Raw genomic sequence first — 17,164 nt, 5'->3', positions numbered from 1 at the left:
GGGGATGGTGGCGGTTGCAAGGACGGCGGGCGCCGCTCAGGCTGCACCCTTGGCTAGGGTACGGTGGGAGATGGAGGAAATCATGAAGCTCCTAATGATAGTGACAAGGTGTCAGTGCAAGTAGACAGTTTAAAAATCATACGTCTAATACTTCACGGTGGACGGTAAAATCTGAGTGAACCCTGACTTGGGTAATTTTCCTTACAAAAATTAATATCTAAAATTTTGGTCAGGTATACATTTTGGGGTTCTAGATTGGGTAAGCATAAACAGTGCCTTTGCCCCGCTCCAAAAAGGTTATTACGTCTAACCTATAGACACCCCAAAGAGCAGCCCCAATAGGTAGGCCGCCAGGGCCGCGCCGTAGCCGATGGCTAGCTGGCGTAGGCCGCGCGTAAACGGCGCTGCCCCCGAGAGCAGACCCACGATACCGCCGGTACCCATCAGTGCGATACTGACCAGAATCAGCGACAGCACCATAGCATATGTCCCGGTTGCCCCAAAAATATAGGGCAAAATCGGGATCAGGGCGCCCGAAGCAAAAAAGGCAAAGCTGGAGGCAGACGCGCCGATGTCTGTACCCAGCGCAGCGTTTTCCTCAGCCTCCTCCTCTAATAACTCGGGGCGGAAGGATAGGGAATTATCGCAGTCGCAATCCAGGTAACCAAATCTTTCCATTGCGCGGTGGTGCGCGGCGTCCGGCTCCATACCGCGAGCCCGATAAATCAGTTCCAGCTCGTTGGCGTCAATATCGAGGTGCTGCGCGACGTCCAGCGTGACCTGGGTGGGGCGGGACGCCTCCAGCATCTCTCGCTGGGACCTCACCGACACGAACTCACCGGCAGCCATCGACAGCGCACCGGCAAGAAGGCCGGCGATACCTGAGAGGAGGACCATTTGGGAGCTTGCCCCCGAAGCGCCAATACTCATAATCAGGGCGGCGTTAGAAACCAGGCCATCGTTGGCGCCAAAGATAGCAGCGCGGAAGTTGCCGGAAAGTTTCTCCCTGCCCGAGGCTGAAAGGGCGCGGACAATTTCCTCGTGAATTGTCTCGTCGGCCGCCATAGCGTCGGTGGCGTGAGGATCGGTGGCGTAATCTGAGCGGCTTTCAGCACGCTGGGCAAGAGCCAGCACAAAAACGGTGCCAAAATTCCTAGCCAAAAACTGCAGAAGACGGGCGTACACCGACGGGCGGGGCTCAGGGTGGGCATGCTCGCCCAAAAGATTGCGCCAGTGCTGCTGATGACGGTGCTCAGCTTCTGCAACCTTGCGCAGAATCTCAGCTTCTCTACCCTCTGAGCGCTCTGCTAGCTGACTGTAAACCTTAGCCTCAGAGATTTCTTCGGCAAGATAGCGGCGCCACTTCTTAATCTGCTCACGCGTTGGCTCTGGTCGGTCGGTGAGAGGGGTGGGAGTAATGTTTTGACTCATGAAGACACCTTTACAGGAAAGCGCCAAAGCATAGAAAAAGGCGAGCTACCTACACTCCGGCTACAACGGGTATCGGCCCGAAGGTCTCGCTCGCCTGGTGAGGCCAGGTGATTTACTGGGCAGTCTGGTGGGGCACTGTTTTATGGTGCCGAGACCGCCAGCATGTCGATAAATCGCTTTGGGTGATGTTCCCGGTGGAAGCTACCCCCATTCGTTCATGAAGTAGACTACCGGAGCTACCGGGAATTCGCAATATAGAAGGAATGGGGCAGAGCTCTAAAAAATTATTGGTTATTTAATTTGGAATGGTTGGGTTTAGCTAATTCAAATTTCTATAGAAACTGTGTGTGTTTGTACTGGTTACATGTCAGTTAGATAAGGCTGAGCTTACCGCCTAAAAAGGTGTATAAGCAGGTCAGTGCAATCTTTCCTTATTTTGATTTATTCAAAATAAGGCTGTTTTTCAGTTCCTGGGGGAGTAGAGTTAAAACCAATATCCGTAGCGAAACCCGAGCTGGTAGAGCTCCAAACTCACAGGATTTTGAAAGGAAACCCACAATGAGCAAGTACGCATCATTTACCGTTCCCGGGATCACCGAAGAAAGTGGCCACCACGTAGCAGACGTTCTGTAGCTTCATCTGCACGCTCTCAATAATCTGCAGTTGATCCTCAAACACGCACACTGGAATGTTGTGGGTCCCTCCTTCATTGGTGTTCACGAGATGCTTGACCCTCAGGTTGATCTGGTCCGTGGCTATGCTGACGAGCTTGCGGAACGTATAGCAACCATGGGTGTAACCCCCAACGGCCTGCCCGGCGACCTGATTGAAAAGCGAACCTGGGAAGAATGCAGCGTAAATCGTGCTGATACTCAGACTCACCTGCGCGCTCTTGATGAGGTCTACAACGGTGTTATTGAAGACCACCGCGCCGCTATCGCAAAAATTGGTGATGTTGACCCCATTGCCGAAGACATCCTCATCGGCCAGACCGCCTGAACTGGAGAAGTTCCAGTGGTTCATCCGTTCGCACATCGATGACGGCCAGGGCAACATCAAGTAAACCTTAGCCTGATTTTACTAAGACAATGGTGCCCCGCCCCTCCATCTGGAGGGGCGGGGCACCATTGTCTTTGCGGTAGTTCTTTGAAATAAAAATTGATTTTTCTCTAAGTAAATTTTCAAATTATTCTTGTGAAGCTTTTGGGTAAAAACCTAACAGCAGGGTGTATTAATAAGGTAGTTTCAGCTTTTAGGTGCTTGTGTGAAAAAATGCAACATGTGCGCGAAACTTGCCTCTGGTTTGCTGATTTTCGAACCGAGGAAAACTCTAGTATGTCTATAAAAATAAGACATTAGTGATTTTTTGAAGGCTCTCTTAAATACGCAATACGGGGTGCTATTCTTTAGATAATTCACAAATCAGCGCTCATAGAGCTGCAATTTTTTGCGGCACTCGCACCGCCGCTTCTTGCAAATAAGTAAACCTTTAATGACTGAATCACATAACGCTACCCGCCGCCGTCTTTCGGCCGGTGCTGCCTGGACGGGCGCACGTGCACATTTACCTGCTCACCGAGCATGTCACGCCAATGCTGCTGGTGACGCTTCTCCGCTTCAGCAACCTGTAGAAGGATTTCGCGGTCGGTACTCTCGGCACGGCGACCCAGGTAGCGGTAGACGCGTGCTTCCGATTCTTCATCGGCAAGGTAGCGGCACTAACGCTTAATCTGCGCGGGTGAGGGGGAGATGACGGCGCTATGGCGGGTGGCCTGCGAAGCTTCGGTGGCGGAGTTTTCCGGCTGAAGCTTCTCGGTTTCTTCGCCATGCTCGTGCTGGGCGTACGTGCTCATAGTTCCCTTTCCACGGGTGCCGTGCGTGCAGGGTGAGATCCCTGCGCCTGATGAAGCGTTCATATCTGTGTGCTCTGTCATGAATAGTGCACTACTGTAGAGCACTCTGAACAGAAAATCTAGGACGGCCTAACCCGACAATTATGTTTGCCTCAACGCACTCTAGGGTATCCCGCGGGTGAGGTGAAAGGTCGGGGAAAAGCACCGAAACAGTATAGAAGCCGGGCGGGTGCACCCTCCATAAAGAGAGTGCACCCGCCCGGCTTCGTGACTCTAAAAGCTGGCGCCTATATAACTTGCCGCCATAAGTAGGCTGCAGTTTAGGCGCTACGACTTAGATGGTTGCAGCTTAGATGTTGCCTTCGCCGTTTTCCAGGAATGCGCGGATGAACCACTGGAACTTCTCCAGCTCAGCGGTCTGACCAATCAACAGATCCTCGGTGACGGGGTCGGACTCGCCAGCGAATGCAATCGCCTTGCGGTGAGCCTCAATCACGCGGGTGTAGACATCGTTCAGAGCCTGCAGGTGGTCAGCAACGCGTGCGCGGCCGACGGGGTAGTCCTCGACGGTGCGCTGTGCGACCAGCGCGCCAGCCAGACCGTTGGGGGTTGCGCCCAGGGTTGCCATACGCTCTGCGATGGCGTCGACGAACTCGCGGACGGTGTCGACCTGGGGGTCAATCATTTCGTGAACGGCGATGAAGCCGGGACCGGTCACGTTCCAGTGAGCGTGCTTCAGCAGCAGGTGCAGGTCGTTCAGGTCGTGCAGACGTGCCTGGAGAACCTCGGAAATGCCCTTGCCTTCTTCGAGGGTCAGGCCGGGTGCGGTGTAGTTTGCAAATGCCATGATGGTCTCCTTCATGATGCTGTGATACTTGTGGTTCGGTGGGATTTGTCGCCCCGCCGAATCGTTATTATGAGTAAATCATTTTAAGGAACCGCTGTCAAGGTTATTTTGAGTAATTCGTAATAAATTGTCATCTATGTGTCGCGCCGCACTTAAAAGCCCCTGTTCAAAAGGCGCTGCTCAAACGTGCTAGCCCCGAACGCCCGCGTGGCTCACCGCCCAGGCGCGCACAAAGGGTGGGATGCGCGGAATCTCATCTCGCGCATCCCACCCTTTATGGTGAAGCGTATTCAGTTTTCTACAGAGCTTCCAGCCTTTCAGCCCGCAAACTAGGCGGCTACGCCAGCGCGCGAACCGCCTCCAAGGTCAGCTCCTCATGCTTGAGGCGCGCGGTGCCCAGCTCCGCCGGAACCTCCAGCTCGCCCGGCACAACAATGACGCGCATGCCCGCCGCGGTTGCACTGCGCACGCCCGAAGGGGAATCTTCGAGAGTCACGCACTGGGTCGGGTCAACGCCCAGACGTTCCGCCGCCAAAAGATAGGGCTGCGGGTCCGGCTTGGGGTTGGTGGTCTCATCGTTGCCAATAATTACCGAGAACGTGCCCTCGGGTGCCGCATTCGCGGTGCGGCGAGCCACGGAGGTGGTCGCGTTCGTGACGATGGCGGCCGGAATCTGCGCATCGTGAACCTCCGAGAGGAAACGCTCAATGCCGGGCAGGAACTCGACTCGCTGCTGCGCCAGGGTTTCGTGCACCTTTGCCACCAGTAGGTCATTAATCTCCTCGTCTGGCAGGTTCACGCCGCGCTCGCGTAGGCGATCCAAGGTGAACTGCATGGACAGGCCCAGGCAATCGAGGGTGTCCTGCTCGGTCCAGGTGCCGCCAAATTCTGCGGTGAGAGCAACCTTTGCGGCAGCCCATACGGGTTCGGTGTCGACGAGGGTTCCGTCGTGGTCGAAGAGAATTGCGGCGGGGAAGGTGTTCGTAGTCGTCATGTCATTAAGCCTACCGGTTTATTTCTGGGGTGAGCGTAGGGTAACGTCCCCAATCGTCACCAAAAAATCTGTGCTCGCATTCTGGGGGTTCTTGGCGATAGTGAGTAGCGCATCGGCGACGTCTTCACGGGCAATCGTCGGAATGCCCGGAGTTCGCTCGACACTCGCCATGTCAAACACCTTCACTCCGCCCTTACCGGGATTGTCGGTCAGCCTGCCCGGATGCGCACGCGAAATATGCGGCTGATATTCGGCGACCAGGGCGTCCGCCTTAACCTTGTCGGTGAAAATGCCGCGCATGATGACCTTGCACACCAGGCGCATGGGCAGGGATGCGGTCCGTACCGTATCGCCCACACCGTAGGCGCTCATCAGAACGCAATGCTTCACGCCTGCGCCCGTGACCGCCTCCATGATGAGGGGCAGGCGCTCCTGCATGAACGTGGAGGAGAGAAATTCTCGCACCGTGGCTTTCTGACCCAGGATGCTGACCATCACGTCTTGCCCGGAGGATGCTGCGGCGAGCTGTTCGGCATCATCCAGGGCTCCCGGAACAATAGTGAGATTTTGGTGCGCTCCCAAAAGTGTTAGCGCCTTGTTGGGGTTGCGCACGTAGGTGGTGACCGTGTGCCCCTCCGCTAGGGCTTTGCGGGTGAAGAGGTAACCGGTGCGGCCGGTTGCACCTAGAACCAGTATTTTCATGTGGGTCCCCATTCGTGACTGTGATTGTTGTGGGAGCCCGCAAGCGCCCAGCCTCGCAAGTACCCAGTCCGGTCAGTATAGCAATGCGGTTTTGACCGGGGCTTTTGTTCGGGGCTTTTGTTCGGGTGGCAGGGGGTGTGAGGTGGGGCAAAAAATACGAAAATTTTTTTGCAGGAGGCTTGCGAAACATAATTGAGTGGAGTAGACTCAAGTTATGTAATGCAGGGGCGCATAGGATAAGCCCCTCGAAATACGAAAGGAACGTCATGGACAACAAGTTCACCACCAAGAGTCAAGAAGTCATCTCGGCGGCAAATACTAATGCTCAAACCGCCGGTAACCCCACTATTGAAACCTCGCACATCCTCAAGGCCCTAATGGACCAGCGCGAAGGCGTCGCCGTAGCAGTCCTCAAGGCTGCAGGTCTGGATGTGGACGCTATCTCCGAGGCGGCATCCGCTGAAATCAAGAAGCTGCCGAAGGCATCCGGCGCTTCCGTGCAGAATGCCTCCCTCAGCCGTGCCGCGCTTTCCGCTCTGCAGGCGGCACAGACCCGCGCCCAGGGCTTCGGTGACAGCTACGTCTCCACCGAAATGATTCTGCTCGGCATCGCCAGCGGAACCGATAGCACCGCAACCGCAATGCACAAGATCGGCGCTACCGCAGAGCTCATCGCACAGACCATTCCCAACGTCCGAGGAGACCGCACCGTGGACACCCCCGACCCCGAAGGCACCTTCCAGGCGCTCGAAAAGTACGGCACCGACCTGACCGCCATTGCCCGCGCAGGCAAGCTTGACCCGGTCATCGGCCGTGACTCTGAGATTCGCCGCGTCGTGCAGGTGCTTTCCCGCCGCACCAAGAACAACCCCGTTCTGATTGGTGAGCCCGGCGTCGGTAAGACCGCCGTCGTGGAAGGCCTGGCACAGCGCATGGTTTCTGGCGACGTGCCCGAATCCCTGCGCGGCAAGACCCTCATCAGCCTGGACCTGGGCTCCATGGTCGCAGGCGCAAAGTACCGCGGTGAATTCGAGGAGCGCCTGAAGGCAGTCCTCGAAGAAATCAAGAAATCCGAGGGCCAGATCGTGACCTTCATCGACGAGATTCACACCGTCGTCGGTGCTGGCGCATCCGAAGGCTCCATGGACGCAGGCAACATGCTCAAGCCCATGCTTGCCCGTGGCGAGTTGCGCCTGATCGGTGCAACCACCCTGGATGAGTACCGCGAGAACATCGAGAAGGACCCCGCACTGGAGCGCCGCTTCCAGCAGGTGTACGTGGGCGAGCCCAGCGTAGATGACACCATCGGTATTCTGCGTGGCCTGAAGGAACGCTACGAGGCACACCACAAGGTGCAGATTGCTGACTCCGCGCTGGTTGCCGCAGCAACCCTGTCCAACCGCTACATTCCCTCCCGTCAGCTGCCGGACAAGGCAATTGACCTGATTGACGAGGCAGCATCCCGCCTGCGCATGGAAATTGACTCCGCACCGGAGGAAATCGACCAGCTGCGCCGCGCCGTGGACCGCCTCACCATGGAGGAACTAGCACTTGCCGGCGAAACCGACCCCGCATCCGTGGAGCGTCTGGAAGCGCTGCGCAAGGACATGGCTGACAAGAAGGAACAGCTCGACGCCCTCAACGCTCGTTGGGAGGCCGAGAAGGCTAGCCTGAACCGCGTGGGTGACCTCAAGACTGAGATTGACGAGCTGCGTTCCCGCGCAGAGGTGGCACAGCGTGAAGGCAACCTCGCCGAGGCATCCCGCCTGCTCTACGGCGAAATTCCCGCAAAGCAGGCTGAGCTGGAAGAAGCACAGCGCGCCGAGGACAACGCCAAGAACGAATCCATGGTCTCCGAAGAGGTCACCGCGGACGATATTGCCGAGGTGATTTCCTCCTGGACCGGTATTCCTGCAGGTCGCATGATGCAGGGTGAGTCCGAGAAGCTGCTCGAAATGGAGAAGCGCATCGGCGCCCGCCTGATCGGTCAGGAAGACGCAGTGGTAGCTGTCTCTGACGCTGTCCGCCGCGCCCGTGCCGGCATCTCCGACCCGAACCGCCCGATTGGTTCCTTCCTGTTCCTTGGCCCGACTGGTGTTGGTAAGACCGAGCTGGCTAAGGCACTGGCTGAGTTCCAGTTCGATGACGAGCGTGCCCTGGTACGCATCGACATGAGTGAATACTCTGAGAAGCACACCGTTTCTCGCCTGGTCGGTGCCCCTCCCGGATACGTTGGCCACGAAGAGGGCGGTCAGCTGACCGAGGCTGTACGCCGTCGCCCCTACTCGGTGGTCCTGCTCGACGAGGTTGAGAAGGCACACCCCGAGGTCTTCGACATCCTGCTGCAGGTACTCGATGACGGCCGCCTGACCGACGGCCAGGGCCGCACCGTGGACTTCCGCAACGTCATCCTGATCCTGACCTCGAACCTCGGTTCGCAGTACCTGGTCAACCAGGACCTGCCCTTCGAGGAGCGTTCCGAGAAGGCACTGGAGGTTGTGCACCAGGCATTCCGCCCCGAGTTCCTCAACCGACTGGACGACATCATCATGTTCCAGCCCCTGTCGGCTGAGAATCTGGGCCAGATTGTGGGCCTGCAGATCAAGAGCATGGCTAAGCGTCTGGAGGACCGCCGCCTCACCCTGAACGTCACCCCCGCCGCTCTGGAGTGGCTGGGTAAGACCGGCTACGACCCGGCATTCGGTGCCCGCCCGCTGCGCCGCCTGGTACAGCGCGAGATTGGCGACCGCCTGGCTCGAGGCATCCTCTCCGGTGCAATCCACGACGGCGACACCGTGACCGTGGACGTGAACCCGGACATTGCCAGCGACGGCCTGTCGGTGACCTCCGAGCGTGAGCAGAAAGCTGAGAACTAAGCTCAACCGGTTGGCTGGGCGGACTTAGCCTGTGGCTGAGTTTGCACATTCGAAATCATAAGAAATAGGCGGTGGGGTACCCTCGAAAGGGGGTGCCCCACAGCCGTTTAACGCGTTAGAACCGCGCTGAACCGCACTAGTACACAGAGCATTGAGGAGAAGAATGGATCGCTGGACTGACCACCAGAACTTCGCAGCCGCCGGTGAGCAGCGCGAAGAAATCGCCTCCGTGCACCGTGCCGCAATCCGCTCGATTCAGCGCGTTGTCTCTGAGAACGCCACCCCGCACGACGAAGAATACGCCTTCGCGGGTATTGCCAAGCTGCTCAAGGCCGGTAAGGTTCTCGTGCTCACCGGCGCTGGAGTGAGCACCGAATCCGGCATCCCTGACTACCGCGGACCGGGCGGCTCCCTGCACGACCACCGCCCCATGACCTACCAGGAATTCCGTTACGATGACGTAGCCCGCCAACGCTACTGGGCGCGCTCCTACGTGGGTTGGCGCCGCATGCGCCGTGCCGAACCGAACCGCGCCCACTATGCGCTCGCCGAGCTGGAGCAGCTGGGCGCCGTGAGCGGCGTGATTACGCAGAACGTGGATGGGCTGCACGCCCGCGCTGGAAGCTCCCGCCTGCTGGCGCTGCACGGCGACCTCTCTCGTATTGTGTGCCTGGAATGCGGGCAGGACGAGAGCCGCGAAAGCCTGGATACACGCCTGGATGCGGCGAACCCCGGCTACCTGGCGCGCCTTGAAGACGAAGAGTTGCGCGTGAACCCTGACGGTGACGTGGAGCTGGATGACCGCTATATCCTCGATTTTCAGATGGTGCCCTGCCTCGGCTGCGGTTCGACCCGCCTCAAGCCGGATGTGGTGTACTTTGGCGAGTCCGTGCCCGCCGAACGTAAGGCACGTAAGGACGCCATGCTCGCTGAATGTTCGGCGCTACTGGTGGTGGGCTCCTCGGTGGCGGTTATGAGTAGCTACAAAATTGTGCTGGAGGCTCTGCGCGCCGGCAAGCCGGTCGCTGTGATTAACGGCGGTCCGGGTCGTGCGGACGCGAAAGCAACCTACCTGTGGCGCAGCGGCGTGGGTGAGGCGCTGGAACTCATGCTCGACGCTGTTGACGTTTAAGGTTGCCAGAGTCGTTGCAGGGGTCTAGGCGACGCTGTTCCCCCAGTGAATGCTGTTTCCCCAGCGAATGTTGTTTCTCTGGCGAATTTTGCCGCGCATGCACTGCCCCAAAGTTAAGTGCACGAAAGTGCTATTTTGTGTTGCAAGTCATTGCAAATAGCCCCTGGACAGGCGGATATACCCAGAATGCGGGGATAAAATGATGGGATGGACATTCGACACACTATCACTCGCTTCGGTGCCACCGCCCTGATCGGTTGCGGTCTGGCGGTCACCGCAATTCCCGCAACTTTCGCTCAGAACGGTGAAGAGTCCGTCACCTACGTCTATTCCGACAAGGCAACCTCCCACATTTCTGAGGTATGGTACAAGGGCGAAACCCTGAAGATTACCGGCGAAGGTTTCCTGACCCAGGACGGCACTTCCGGCTCCACCATCGCTATCAAGCTGAACAAGGGCACCGTCAAGATTGACGGCAAGGACTACCTGGAAGTTCAGGCTGACGAGAAGGGCAACTTCTCCGTTTCCATTCCCTGGCAGGACGACCTGGAGGAGCGTATCTCCGTGGACGTCTACCTGCTCTCCGGTTCCCTGAGGGACAATGACACCGCTCGCGGCGGCAAGACAGCCACCGTGAAGATTGCGGCTCGCTCCGTTCAGGAAGCAACCCCCTCCGCTACCGCATCTGCGAGCGCTCCGGCAACCGCTTCTGTGGTGGCTACCCCCTCCGCGTCTGTGGCGCCTTCCGCATCTGCTATCCCCTCGGCTTCCGCGACTGCTTCGGCTACCGCCGCTGATGAGGTTGTTGCCTCCGTGGATGCAGAGATTAAGAACCGCGCCGATGAGAAGGCTTCCGCATCGGTGAGCCCTTCGGCTACCGCACCGGCTTCGGCTTCTGTGGTGGCTACCCCCTCCGCTTCGGCAACTTCTTCTGCGAGCGCATCGGCATCTGCTACCGAGTCGGCTGCTGCTGATCAGAACGCAGCCGTTGCGAACAAGGCGAAGGATCAGCTGGGTGATTCCACCTCCGCTACCGAGCAGGTGACCGCTTCGGCTGAGAGCACTCGCTTCGCGAACTGTGCAGAGGTTGCGGCCGCTGGCCTGGCGCCCATGCATAAGAGCCACCCGGACTTCCGCAAGAAGTTCGATAACGACGGTAACGGCCTGGGCTGCGAGGTCATTAACAGCGAGGTGACCGACGGTTCCTCCTCCAACGGCTCCTCGGGTTCTTCGTCCCGCAACTCTGGCGGTCTGGATAACCTGGGCGGCGACTCCTCCCCTTCGAGCAGCTACACTTCGAGCCGTGCTCAGCGCTCTTCCCTGGCTAACACCGGTGCTTCTAACGCCTTCACCGTTGCTGGTATGGGTCTGGTAGCTCTGGGCCTGGGTGTTGCTGGCGTGTCTGCTGTGCGCAACCGCAAGAACTCCTAAAACTATTGCCGCCGCCCGGTGGTGAGTGAGGGTCCCTTCCCCTGAATGCTTTTGAGTGTTCGGGTGGAGGGGATTTTCGCGTTTAACGGGGTGGTTTTTGCTGTTGGGTTGTGCTGATGGGATGGGGTATGTACTTGCTAGTTTCTTCAATGTGGGGTTGAGAGTTTGGGTGTGCACGGCAGTGTAAAAGGCTTATATAGTTCAATCATGCCTTCAAGAAACCTTCAAGAAAAATATGTTTTGTGAGTTAGGTCATAATAAATTGACGTCTTGGGTGCCGGTATCCTAAGCTTCGCTCGTTAGAATGGGGGGCATGAACATTCGAAACAATATTGCACGCATCGGCGCCACCGCACTCATCGGCTGTGGCCTCGTTGCTACTTCCGTCCCCGCAACCTTCGCTGTTGAAGGCGCACCTCAGGTTGTCCACACCTACGCAGACTCTGCACAGTTTATCGCCCCCGACGTATGGGTTGAGGGTCAGGATCTGAACATTGGCGGCGAGGGCTTCAAGACCGCTGACGGCACCTCCGGTTCCGTTCTGGCACTGAAGCTGAACAAGGGTGCAGTTAAGATTAACGGCCAGGACTACCTGGAAATCCACGCTGACGAGGCTGGCAACTTCTCCGTTGCCATCCCCTGGCAGGCAGAGCTGCACGGCAGCGTTTCCGTTGACATTTACCTGCTGTCCGGTTCCTTGAAGGACGGCGACGTTCCCCGCGGCGGTAAGGCAGCTACCGTGACCATTAAGGTCGCAGAGCAGCCCGCTCCGGCACCTAGCGAAGAGTCCACCCCTGCTCCCTCTGAGGATCCGACCCCGGCTCCTTCCCAGGATCCGACCCCCGCTCCCTCTGAGGATTCGACCCCGGCTCCGACCACCGAGGCTCCCAAGCCTGCTGAAGAGACCTCCGCACCCGCAGTTGAGGAAGCTAAGGAAACCAAGCCTGCTGAGGGCCAGAAGCCTGCCGAAGAGCAGAAGTCTGATGAGCAGTCCGCCCCCGCGGCTGACCACATCGAGGGTGATTCCAAGGATTCCTATAGCTTCGTGCTGGGTTCCTCTGGCAATGACAACCTGGGTTCCGGTTCTAACGGTGGTCTGAGCTCCGGCTCGAATGACAACCTGGGTTCCGGTTCCTCGAACGCATCCTCTAAGAGCTCTTCTTCCCTGGCTAAGACCGGTGCATCCGATGCGATGACCGCTGCTGGCCTGGGTCTGATTGCTCTGGGTGCCGGTGGTGCAACCATCGTGGCAACCCGCATGCGCAAGAAAGCATAATAACGCCTAGTCGCTAAGTTTTTAGCTGCTTTTATGGGCTCCCTCCATATCGGAGGGAGCCCATTTTTTGTGCCTTTTGATACCGCAGAAGATACAGAAAACGTAGTGGAGAGAGAAAAAAATAATAGCCTCTAGTGCATTTGACCAGCAGATTTACTAGAGACTTCTAACACTTATCTCTAAGTTAAGGGTAACACAGGGTAAACACAGCATCGCACGAGATTCTAGATACCAAGCAGACAAGGCAACAACGCACAGCCCGAAGCTGAAGAACAGACAGCAAAGAGCACCGCGAACATCACGACACGATATCTGGAGCACCCAATGACTATTCTGACCATGGCGATTGCCGATGCCATAGCCATCGCAGCGCTCTGCACCCTCTACATGGTGCGGCACCGCAACCGCGAACTGATGATTTCCTACGCGGTCATCAACGCCGGCATCTTCACCGTCTCAGTGGCGCTGGTATCCGCCGGATCGAACGCATCCGCTATGGGTATGGGCCTCTTCGGTGTCCTGTCGATTATCCGATTGCGTTCCACCGCCCTGAGCCAGCGCGAAGTCGGCTACTACTTCGTGGCTCTCTCGGTTGGCATGATCGCGGGTGTGAATATCAGCCCGGCGTACATCGCCTTCGGCCTCATGGCTACCCTGGTTGCCCTGATCGCGGTCCTCGACTCGCGCAGCGCCCCGGTCTCTACCGATCAGACTCAGACCGTTACCGCCGATCGTGCGATCAGCGACGAGGAAGAGCTCAAGGCATACCTGAGCGCTCGCCTGGGTTACACCGTCACCTCGGTCAGCGTTACCGAGCTGGATATGGTGAACAACCTGACCCGCGCCACCGTCACCTACCAGCCCAAGGAAACCCCCGAGGGCGGCACCCCCGCGGCAGTGGAGGCGGCAGCGTCACAGATTAGTGCAACCCGCCAGCCGGTAGCACCTACCGCCGAGGCGCACGCCACGCTGGATACCCGGATGATTCCGCTCCAGCGCACCCCGGTAGGCAAATAAGACCAACCGGTATCTAAGCCTCCGATTCACTCCAACCGCACAAACATCTCCGATACCCACGACACGCCGCCTCGGCGCACAGCCCAATACGCGCCGGGCGGCACCCCAGAAGGACGAAGACCCATGACTAACGCAGCCGCAAACATCATCCCCGCAGAGTGGAAGAGCATCAGCCTCGAAGCCATGAACGAGAAGGCCGCCATGCAGACCCGCGTGGACCGCAAGTACATTGTCGACGCAGAAACCGCCGCCAAGGTGCTCTCCACGCTCGACGCAGACGCCTCCGTCATGGAAATCAAGGGTCAGCGCGACTTCGCCTACGACTCGGTCTACTTCGACACCCCGCAGATGCAGAGCTACCACTCGGCAGCCTACAGCCGCCCGGACACCTTCAAGATCCGTACCCGTAGCTACCTGGACTCGGAGCTGACCTTCCTGGAGGTCAAGACCGACGGTGAGCAGGATATGAGCGTCAAGAAGCGTATCCCGTACACCTTCGAGACGCGCGACCAGCTGACCGCGGAAGGTCACGAGTACATCACCGAAGCACTCGGCGATATCCTCGCGGGCCCGGTCGAGAAGCTGGAGGCGGTTCTGACCACCGGCTACCGCCGCACCACGGTCTTCTTGCCGCAGAGCGAGAAGAACCCGGTCGCCTCCCGTATGACGGTGGATACCAACCTGACCTGGACCCCCATGTCCGAGAACATTCTCATGGCGGGCGTGAACTACCGTAACTTCCACGGTAACCTGGTCGGCACCACCTACGGCCTGCCGAACGCGGTCATCATCGAAACCAAGTCCGGCGTGGAGCCCTCCGTAGCAGACCAGCACCTCTGGGATGCGGGCATCACCCCCGCGAAAATCTCCAAGTTTGCAACCGGCATGGCGGCGCTGAACCCGCAGCTGGCAAGCAACAAGTGGGCAGAAACCATCAAGAACTGGATGCACCTGGAACCGGTCAACGGCACCCGCCTCAACCTGGATGACATGACCGAAGAGGACTACCAGAAGCTGCTGACCGAGCGTTTTGCAGCCGCCTAAAACGGCAATCTGGGATGTGCGGGTAGGGTAGCGCACCTACCTTACCCGCACCCGCAGCCCCTCATCTATAAACCCCCGAACCGAACACAATACCGGCTTTATTCGCCCCACACAGGCAATAACGGCTCTCACACATATTCACATTTCACATACGTCTTACCCCTGTGGCGCTGGCTCTACGCAAGTAGTCACCCAAACACAAAGGAAAACCCGTGAAAAAGAGCAATATGATTAAGAGCGCAACCTCCATTACCCTCCTGGCAGCCCTGGCGTTGACCGGTTGCTCGGCAACCTCGACCTCGAACGCCAGTGCTACTGCCACTAGCGCGACCAGCACCTCCGCTTCGAGCACTTCGGACACCACCTCGAAGGTGGCAGACTCCTTCTCTACCGACGTGAAGAGCGGCGCGAAGCTCGCAGAGGACACCCACTACTCCGCGAAAGACGTCACCTGGGACTCCTCCAGCGAAGTTACTATCAATCTTTCGAACCCGACCGCGACCGACGGCGTGACCGTCAGCGACGGCGTCATCACCATCACCAAGGCGGGCAACTACAAGCTCACCGGCACCTACGAGGGTCAGATCAAGGTTGAGGCTACCAGCGGCGATATGGTCCGCCTGATCCTGAACAACGCGACCATCACCAACTCCACCGGCGCGGCAATCAACGTGGTTGAGGCGGACGAGGTCGTTATCTACACCGCCTCGGGTACCACCAGCACCGTCTCTGACGGCTCCTCCTACTCGGATACCGCCAGCGGTAGCCCCGACGCAGCTATCTACTCGAAGAGTGACCTGACCCTGGCGGGCGAGGGTACACTGAAGGTTGAGGGCAAGTACGAAGAGGGTATCCACACCTCTGACGGCCTGGTCATTGCCTCCGGCACCCTGGAAGTGAACGCGGCAAACACCGGCATCAAGGGTAAGGACTACGTCGATATCCTGGACGGCACCATCACCGTAACCGCAAGCCAGGACGGCATCAAGGCAACCAATGACACCGACGGCAACCGCGGCTGGGTACGCCTGAGCGGCGGTACCGTGAACATCTCCGCAGGTGATGACGGTTTCAAGGCTGAGCGCGTGCTTGAAATCTCCGGCGGTACCCTGAACATTACCCAGGCGAACGAGGGTATTGAGGCGCAGTACATCAACATTCTGGACGGCACCGTGAACGTGACCAGCTCCGATGACGGTATCAACGCCTCGTACAGCACTACGACTACCACCGACTCGACTACTGCAACCTCGACTAATCAGAGCGCGCAGAATCGCCAGAACTCTGCACCCCAGGTGCCCAGCGGTAGCGCAGGTCAGGCCTCGGCAGGTGGTCAGGCTCCCTCCGGTACCATGGGCCAACCCCAGGCTGGTGGCGGCATGGGTGGTGGCGGCACCTTCGAGGTGGTCGACGCAACCATCAACATCTCCGGCGGTACCGTCACTGTGAACGCGAACGGCGACGGCATCGATTCCAACGGTACGGCAACCCTCTCCGGTGGCACCCTAATCGTGAACGGCCCTTTTACCGGTGGTAACGCCTCCCTGGACACCAACGGCGACCTGCTGCTCAACGGCACGACCGTGACCGCGGCTAACTCCGGTGACATGTTCGAGGCGCCCTCGACCAACTCCACCAGCGGCTACGTGAAGATTAGCAACGTATCGAACCTGAGCTCCGGCACCACCGTACAGGTGACCGACTCCTCCGGTAACGTGGTGGCGAATTACAAGGTGACTAACTCCAGTACCGCACTGATCCTGGTCTCTAGATCCAAGATCACCAAGGGCGAGAGCTGCACTGTGTACACCACCACCGATAGCGTGGATGCCTCCAGTACCACCCTGGCTTCTAACGCCACCTCGCTGGGCTCCTTTACCGCAAGCTAAGCGGCAGGAGCGCCCCTCAAGCCCCGCGCTGGATGTCATGACCGGCACGGTCCCCTCTCTGAACCCGATCTTGTGAGTGAGCCGGAGGCAGAGACCCACGCCCCGCATTGGTTGTAGCGATACGTCCGGTGCGGGGCACTGTGGTGTCTGGGGTAAAAAGCCGCGGGTGCAAAATAAAACGGTTGTTCCGGTGCGAAGAAGTACTCAGATACGCAAAATAGGTGCCGCTGAGCGAGACATTCAGGGCTGAAACAGGGTACTCTATAGTGTAGTAAAGACTGTTGAACGATCCGAGAGCGATGCGCCGCACGTGCTGTTCGCCTCGGACAGGATGAAAGAGGGGGTCACGCCATGGGGCGCGGCCGTCAGAAGGCTAAAGCAACAAGGCAGGCTCGGGAGATGAAGTACTTCAGCCCCGAGACCGACTACAGCGCACTCGAGCGCGAGCTCAGCAGCGCGAAGAAAACGAAGTCCTCCGATTCGTCCCGCCGTCGCTATGACGACGAGGATGACTACTCGGCATACGCAGAAAAGTACGCGTCCTACGAGGATGAGGCATAAAGAATACGCGGAATGATTCGGTGCATATCGACCGAGCGTATTCGACAGATGATGAACCGGCTTGAGACCCCACACGGGGTGCTCAGCCGGTTTTTTCGTGCCTTCGAGTGG

Annotated in this window: 14 protein-coding genes and 1 pseudogene; 9 read left to right on the top strand and 6 right to left on the bottom strand. The window is 58.3% G+C overall.

Going from position 1 to position 17,164, the window contains the following annotated elements; all coding sequences use genetic code 11:
- Window positions 1-306 precede the first annotated feature (306 nt).
- Entirely contained in the window at window positions 307-1,431 is a 1,125-nt protein-coding gene (locus HMPREF2779_RS00770) for a VIT1/CCC1 transporter family protein (RefSeq protein ID WP_105360583.1), read from the bottom strand.
- Window positions 1,432-2,124: 693 nt separating this feature from the next.
- Between HMPREF2779_RS00770 and HMPREF2779_RS00765 the strand changes: the two genes are divergently transcribed.
- Complete coding sequence (locus HMPREF2779_RS00765) at window positions 2,125-2,430, top strand: Dps family protein (RefSeq protein WP_366765751.1); 306 nt, start codon at window positions 2,125-2,127, stop codon at window positions 2,428-2,430.
- A 512-nt stretch (window positions 2,431-2,942) separates the two neighbouring features.
- Here the strand turns inward: HMPREF2779_RS00765 and HMPREF2779_RS09055 are convergent.
- The 5 genes and pseudogenes from HMPREF2779_RS09055 to HMPREF2779_RS00745 all read right to left on the bottom strand — a co-directional run.
- Window positions 2,943-3,125, bottom strand: a pseudogene (locus tag HMPREF2779_RS09055) (rubrerythrin family protein); the annotation flags it as partial.
- A 24-nt stretch (window positions 3,126-3,149) separates the two neighbouring features.
- A complete protein-coding gene (locus HMPREF2779_RS09275; RefSeq protein WP_255402000.1) occupies window positions 3,150-3,284 on the bottom strand; it encodes a hypothetical protein in 135 nt (44 codons plus the stop codon).
- 349 nt (window positions 3,285-3,633) lie between these two features.
- On the bottom strand, window positions 3,634-4,131 hold the full coding sequence (gene dps, locus HMPREF2779_RS00755) for a DNA starvation/stationary phase protection protein Dps (protein ID WP_005504568.1): 498 nt from the start codon (window positions 4,129-4,131) through the stop codon (window positions 3,634-3,636).
- A gap of 337 nt (window positions 4,132-4,468) precedes the next feature.
- Window positions 4,469-5,125 (bottom strand): HAD family hydrolase, encoded by a 657-nt coding sequence (locus tag HMPREF2779_RS00750; RefSeq protein WP_070684666.1) that lies wholly within the window; start codon window positions 5,123-5,125, stop codon window positions 4,469-4,471.
- A gap of 18 nt (window positions 5,126-5,143) precedes the next feature.
- Entirely contained in the window at window positions 5,144-5,827 is a 684-nt protein-coding gene (locus tag HMPREF2779_RS00745; RefSeq protein WP_105360582.1) for an NAD(P)-dependent oxidoreductase, read from the bottom strand.
- A gap of 266 nt (window positions 5,828-6,093) precedes the next feature.
- Here HMPREF2779_RS00745 and clpB point away from each other — a divergent pair, with 266 nt between their 5' ends.
- The 8 genes from clpB to HMPREF2779_RS00705 all read left to right on the top strand — a co-directional run bounded on the left by clpB (window position 6,094) and on the right by HMPREF2779_RS00705 (window position 17,053).
- On the top strand, window positions 6,094-8,703 hold the full coding sequence (clpB, locus tag HMPREF2779_RS00740) for an ATP-dependent chaperone ClpB (RefSeq protein WP_105360581.1): 2,610 nt from the start codon (window positions 6,094-6,096) through the stop codon (window positions 8,701-8,703).
- 163 nt (window positions 8,704-8,866) lie between these two features.
- A complete protein-coding gene (locus tag HMPREF2779_RS00735; protein ID WP_105360580.1) occupies window positions 8,867-9,835 on the top strand; it encodes a Sir2 family NAD-dependent protein deacetylase in 969 nt (322 codons plus the stop codon).
- Window positions 9,836-10,042: 207 nt separating this feature from the next.
- Window positions 10,043-11,266, top strand: a complete 1,224-nt coding sequence (locus HMPREF2779_RS00730) for an excalibur calcium-binding domain-containing protein (RefSeq protein WP_105360579.1) — start codon at window positions 10,043-10,045, stop codon at window positions 11,264-11,266.
- Window positions 11,267-11,579: 313 nt separating this feature from the next.
- Window positions 11,580-12,542, top strand: coding sequence for a calcium-binding protein (locus HMPREF2779_RS00725; RefSeq protein ID WP_105360578.1), 963 nt, complete (start codon window positions 11,580-11,582; stop codon window positions 12,540-12,542).
- A 324-nt stretch (window positions 12,543-12,866) separates the two neighbouring features.
- Complete coding sequence (locus HMPREF2779_RS00720; RefSeq protein ID WP_105360577.1) at window positions 12,867-13,559, top strand: DUF4956 domain-containing protein; 693 nt, start codon at window positions 12,867-12,869, stop codon at window positions 13,557-13,559.
- Window positions 13,560-13,682: 123 nt separating this feature from the next.
- A complete protein-coding gene (locus tag HMPREF2779_RS00715) occupies window positions 13,683-14,603 on the top strand; it encodes a polyphosphate polymerase domain-containing protein (protein ID WP_105360576.1) in 921 nt (306 codons plus the stop codon).
- A 212-nt stretch (window positions 14,604-14,815) separates the two neighbouring features.
- Window positions 14,816-16,492 (top strand): carbohydrate-binding domain-containing protein, encoded by a 1,677-nt coding sequence (locus HMPREF2779_RS00710; RefSeq protein WP_105360575.1) that lies wholly within the window; start codon window positions 14,816-14,818, stop codon window positions 16,490-16,492.
- Between the two features lie 351 nt (window positions 16,493-16,843).
- Window positions 16,844-17,053, top strand: a complete 210-nt coding sequence (locus tag HMPREF2779_RS00705; protein ID WP_005504588.1) for a DUF3073 domain-containing protein — start codon at window positions 16,844-16,846, stop codon at window positions 17,051-17,053.
- Window positions 17,054-17,164 lie beyond the last annotated feature (111 nt).

It is taken from the genome of Rothia sp. HMSC069C03, assembly GCF_001811075.1.
Lineage (GTDB): Bacteria > Actinomycetota > Actinomycetes > Actinomycetales > Micrococcaceae > Rothia > Rothia mucilaginosa.
The sequence above is the reverse complement of the archived record's forward strand: the minus strand, read 5'-3'. Positions and strand labels throughout refer to the sequence as shown.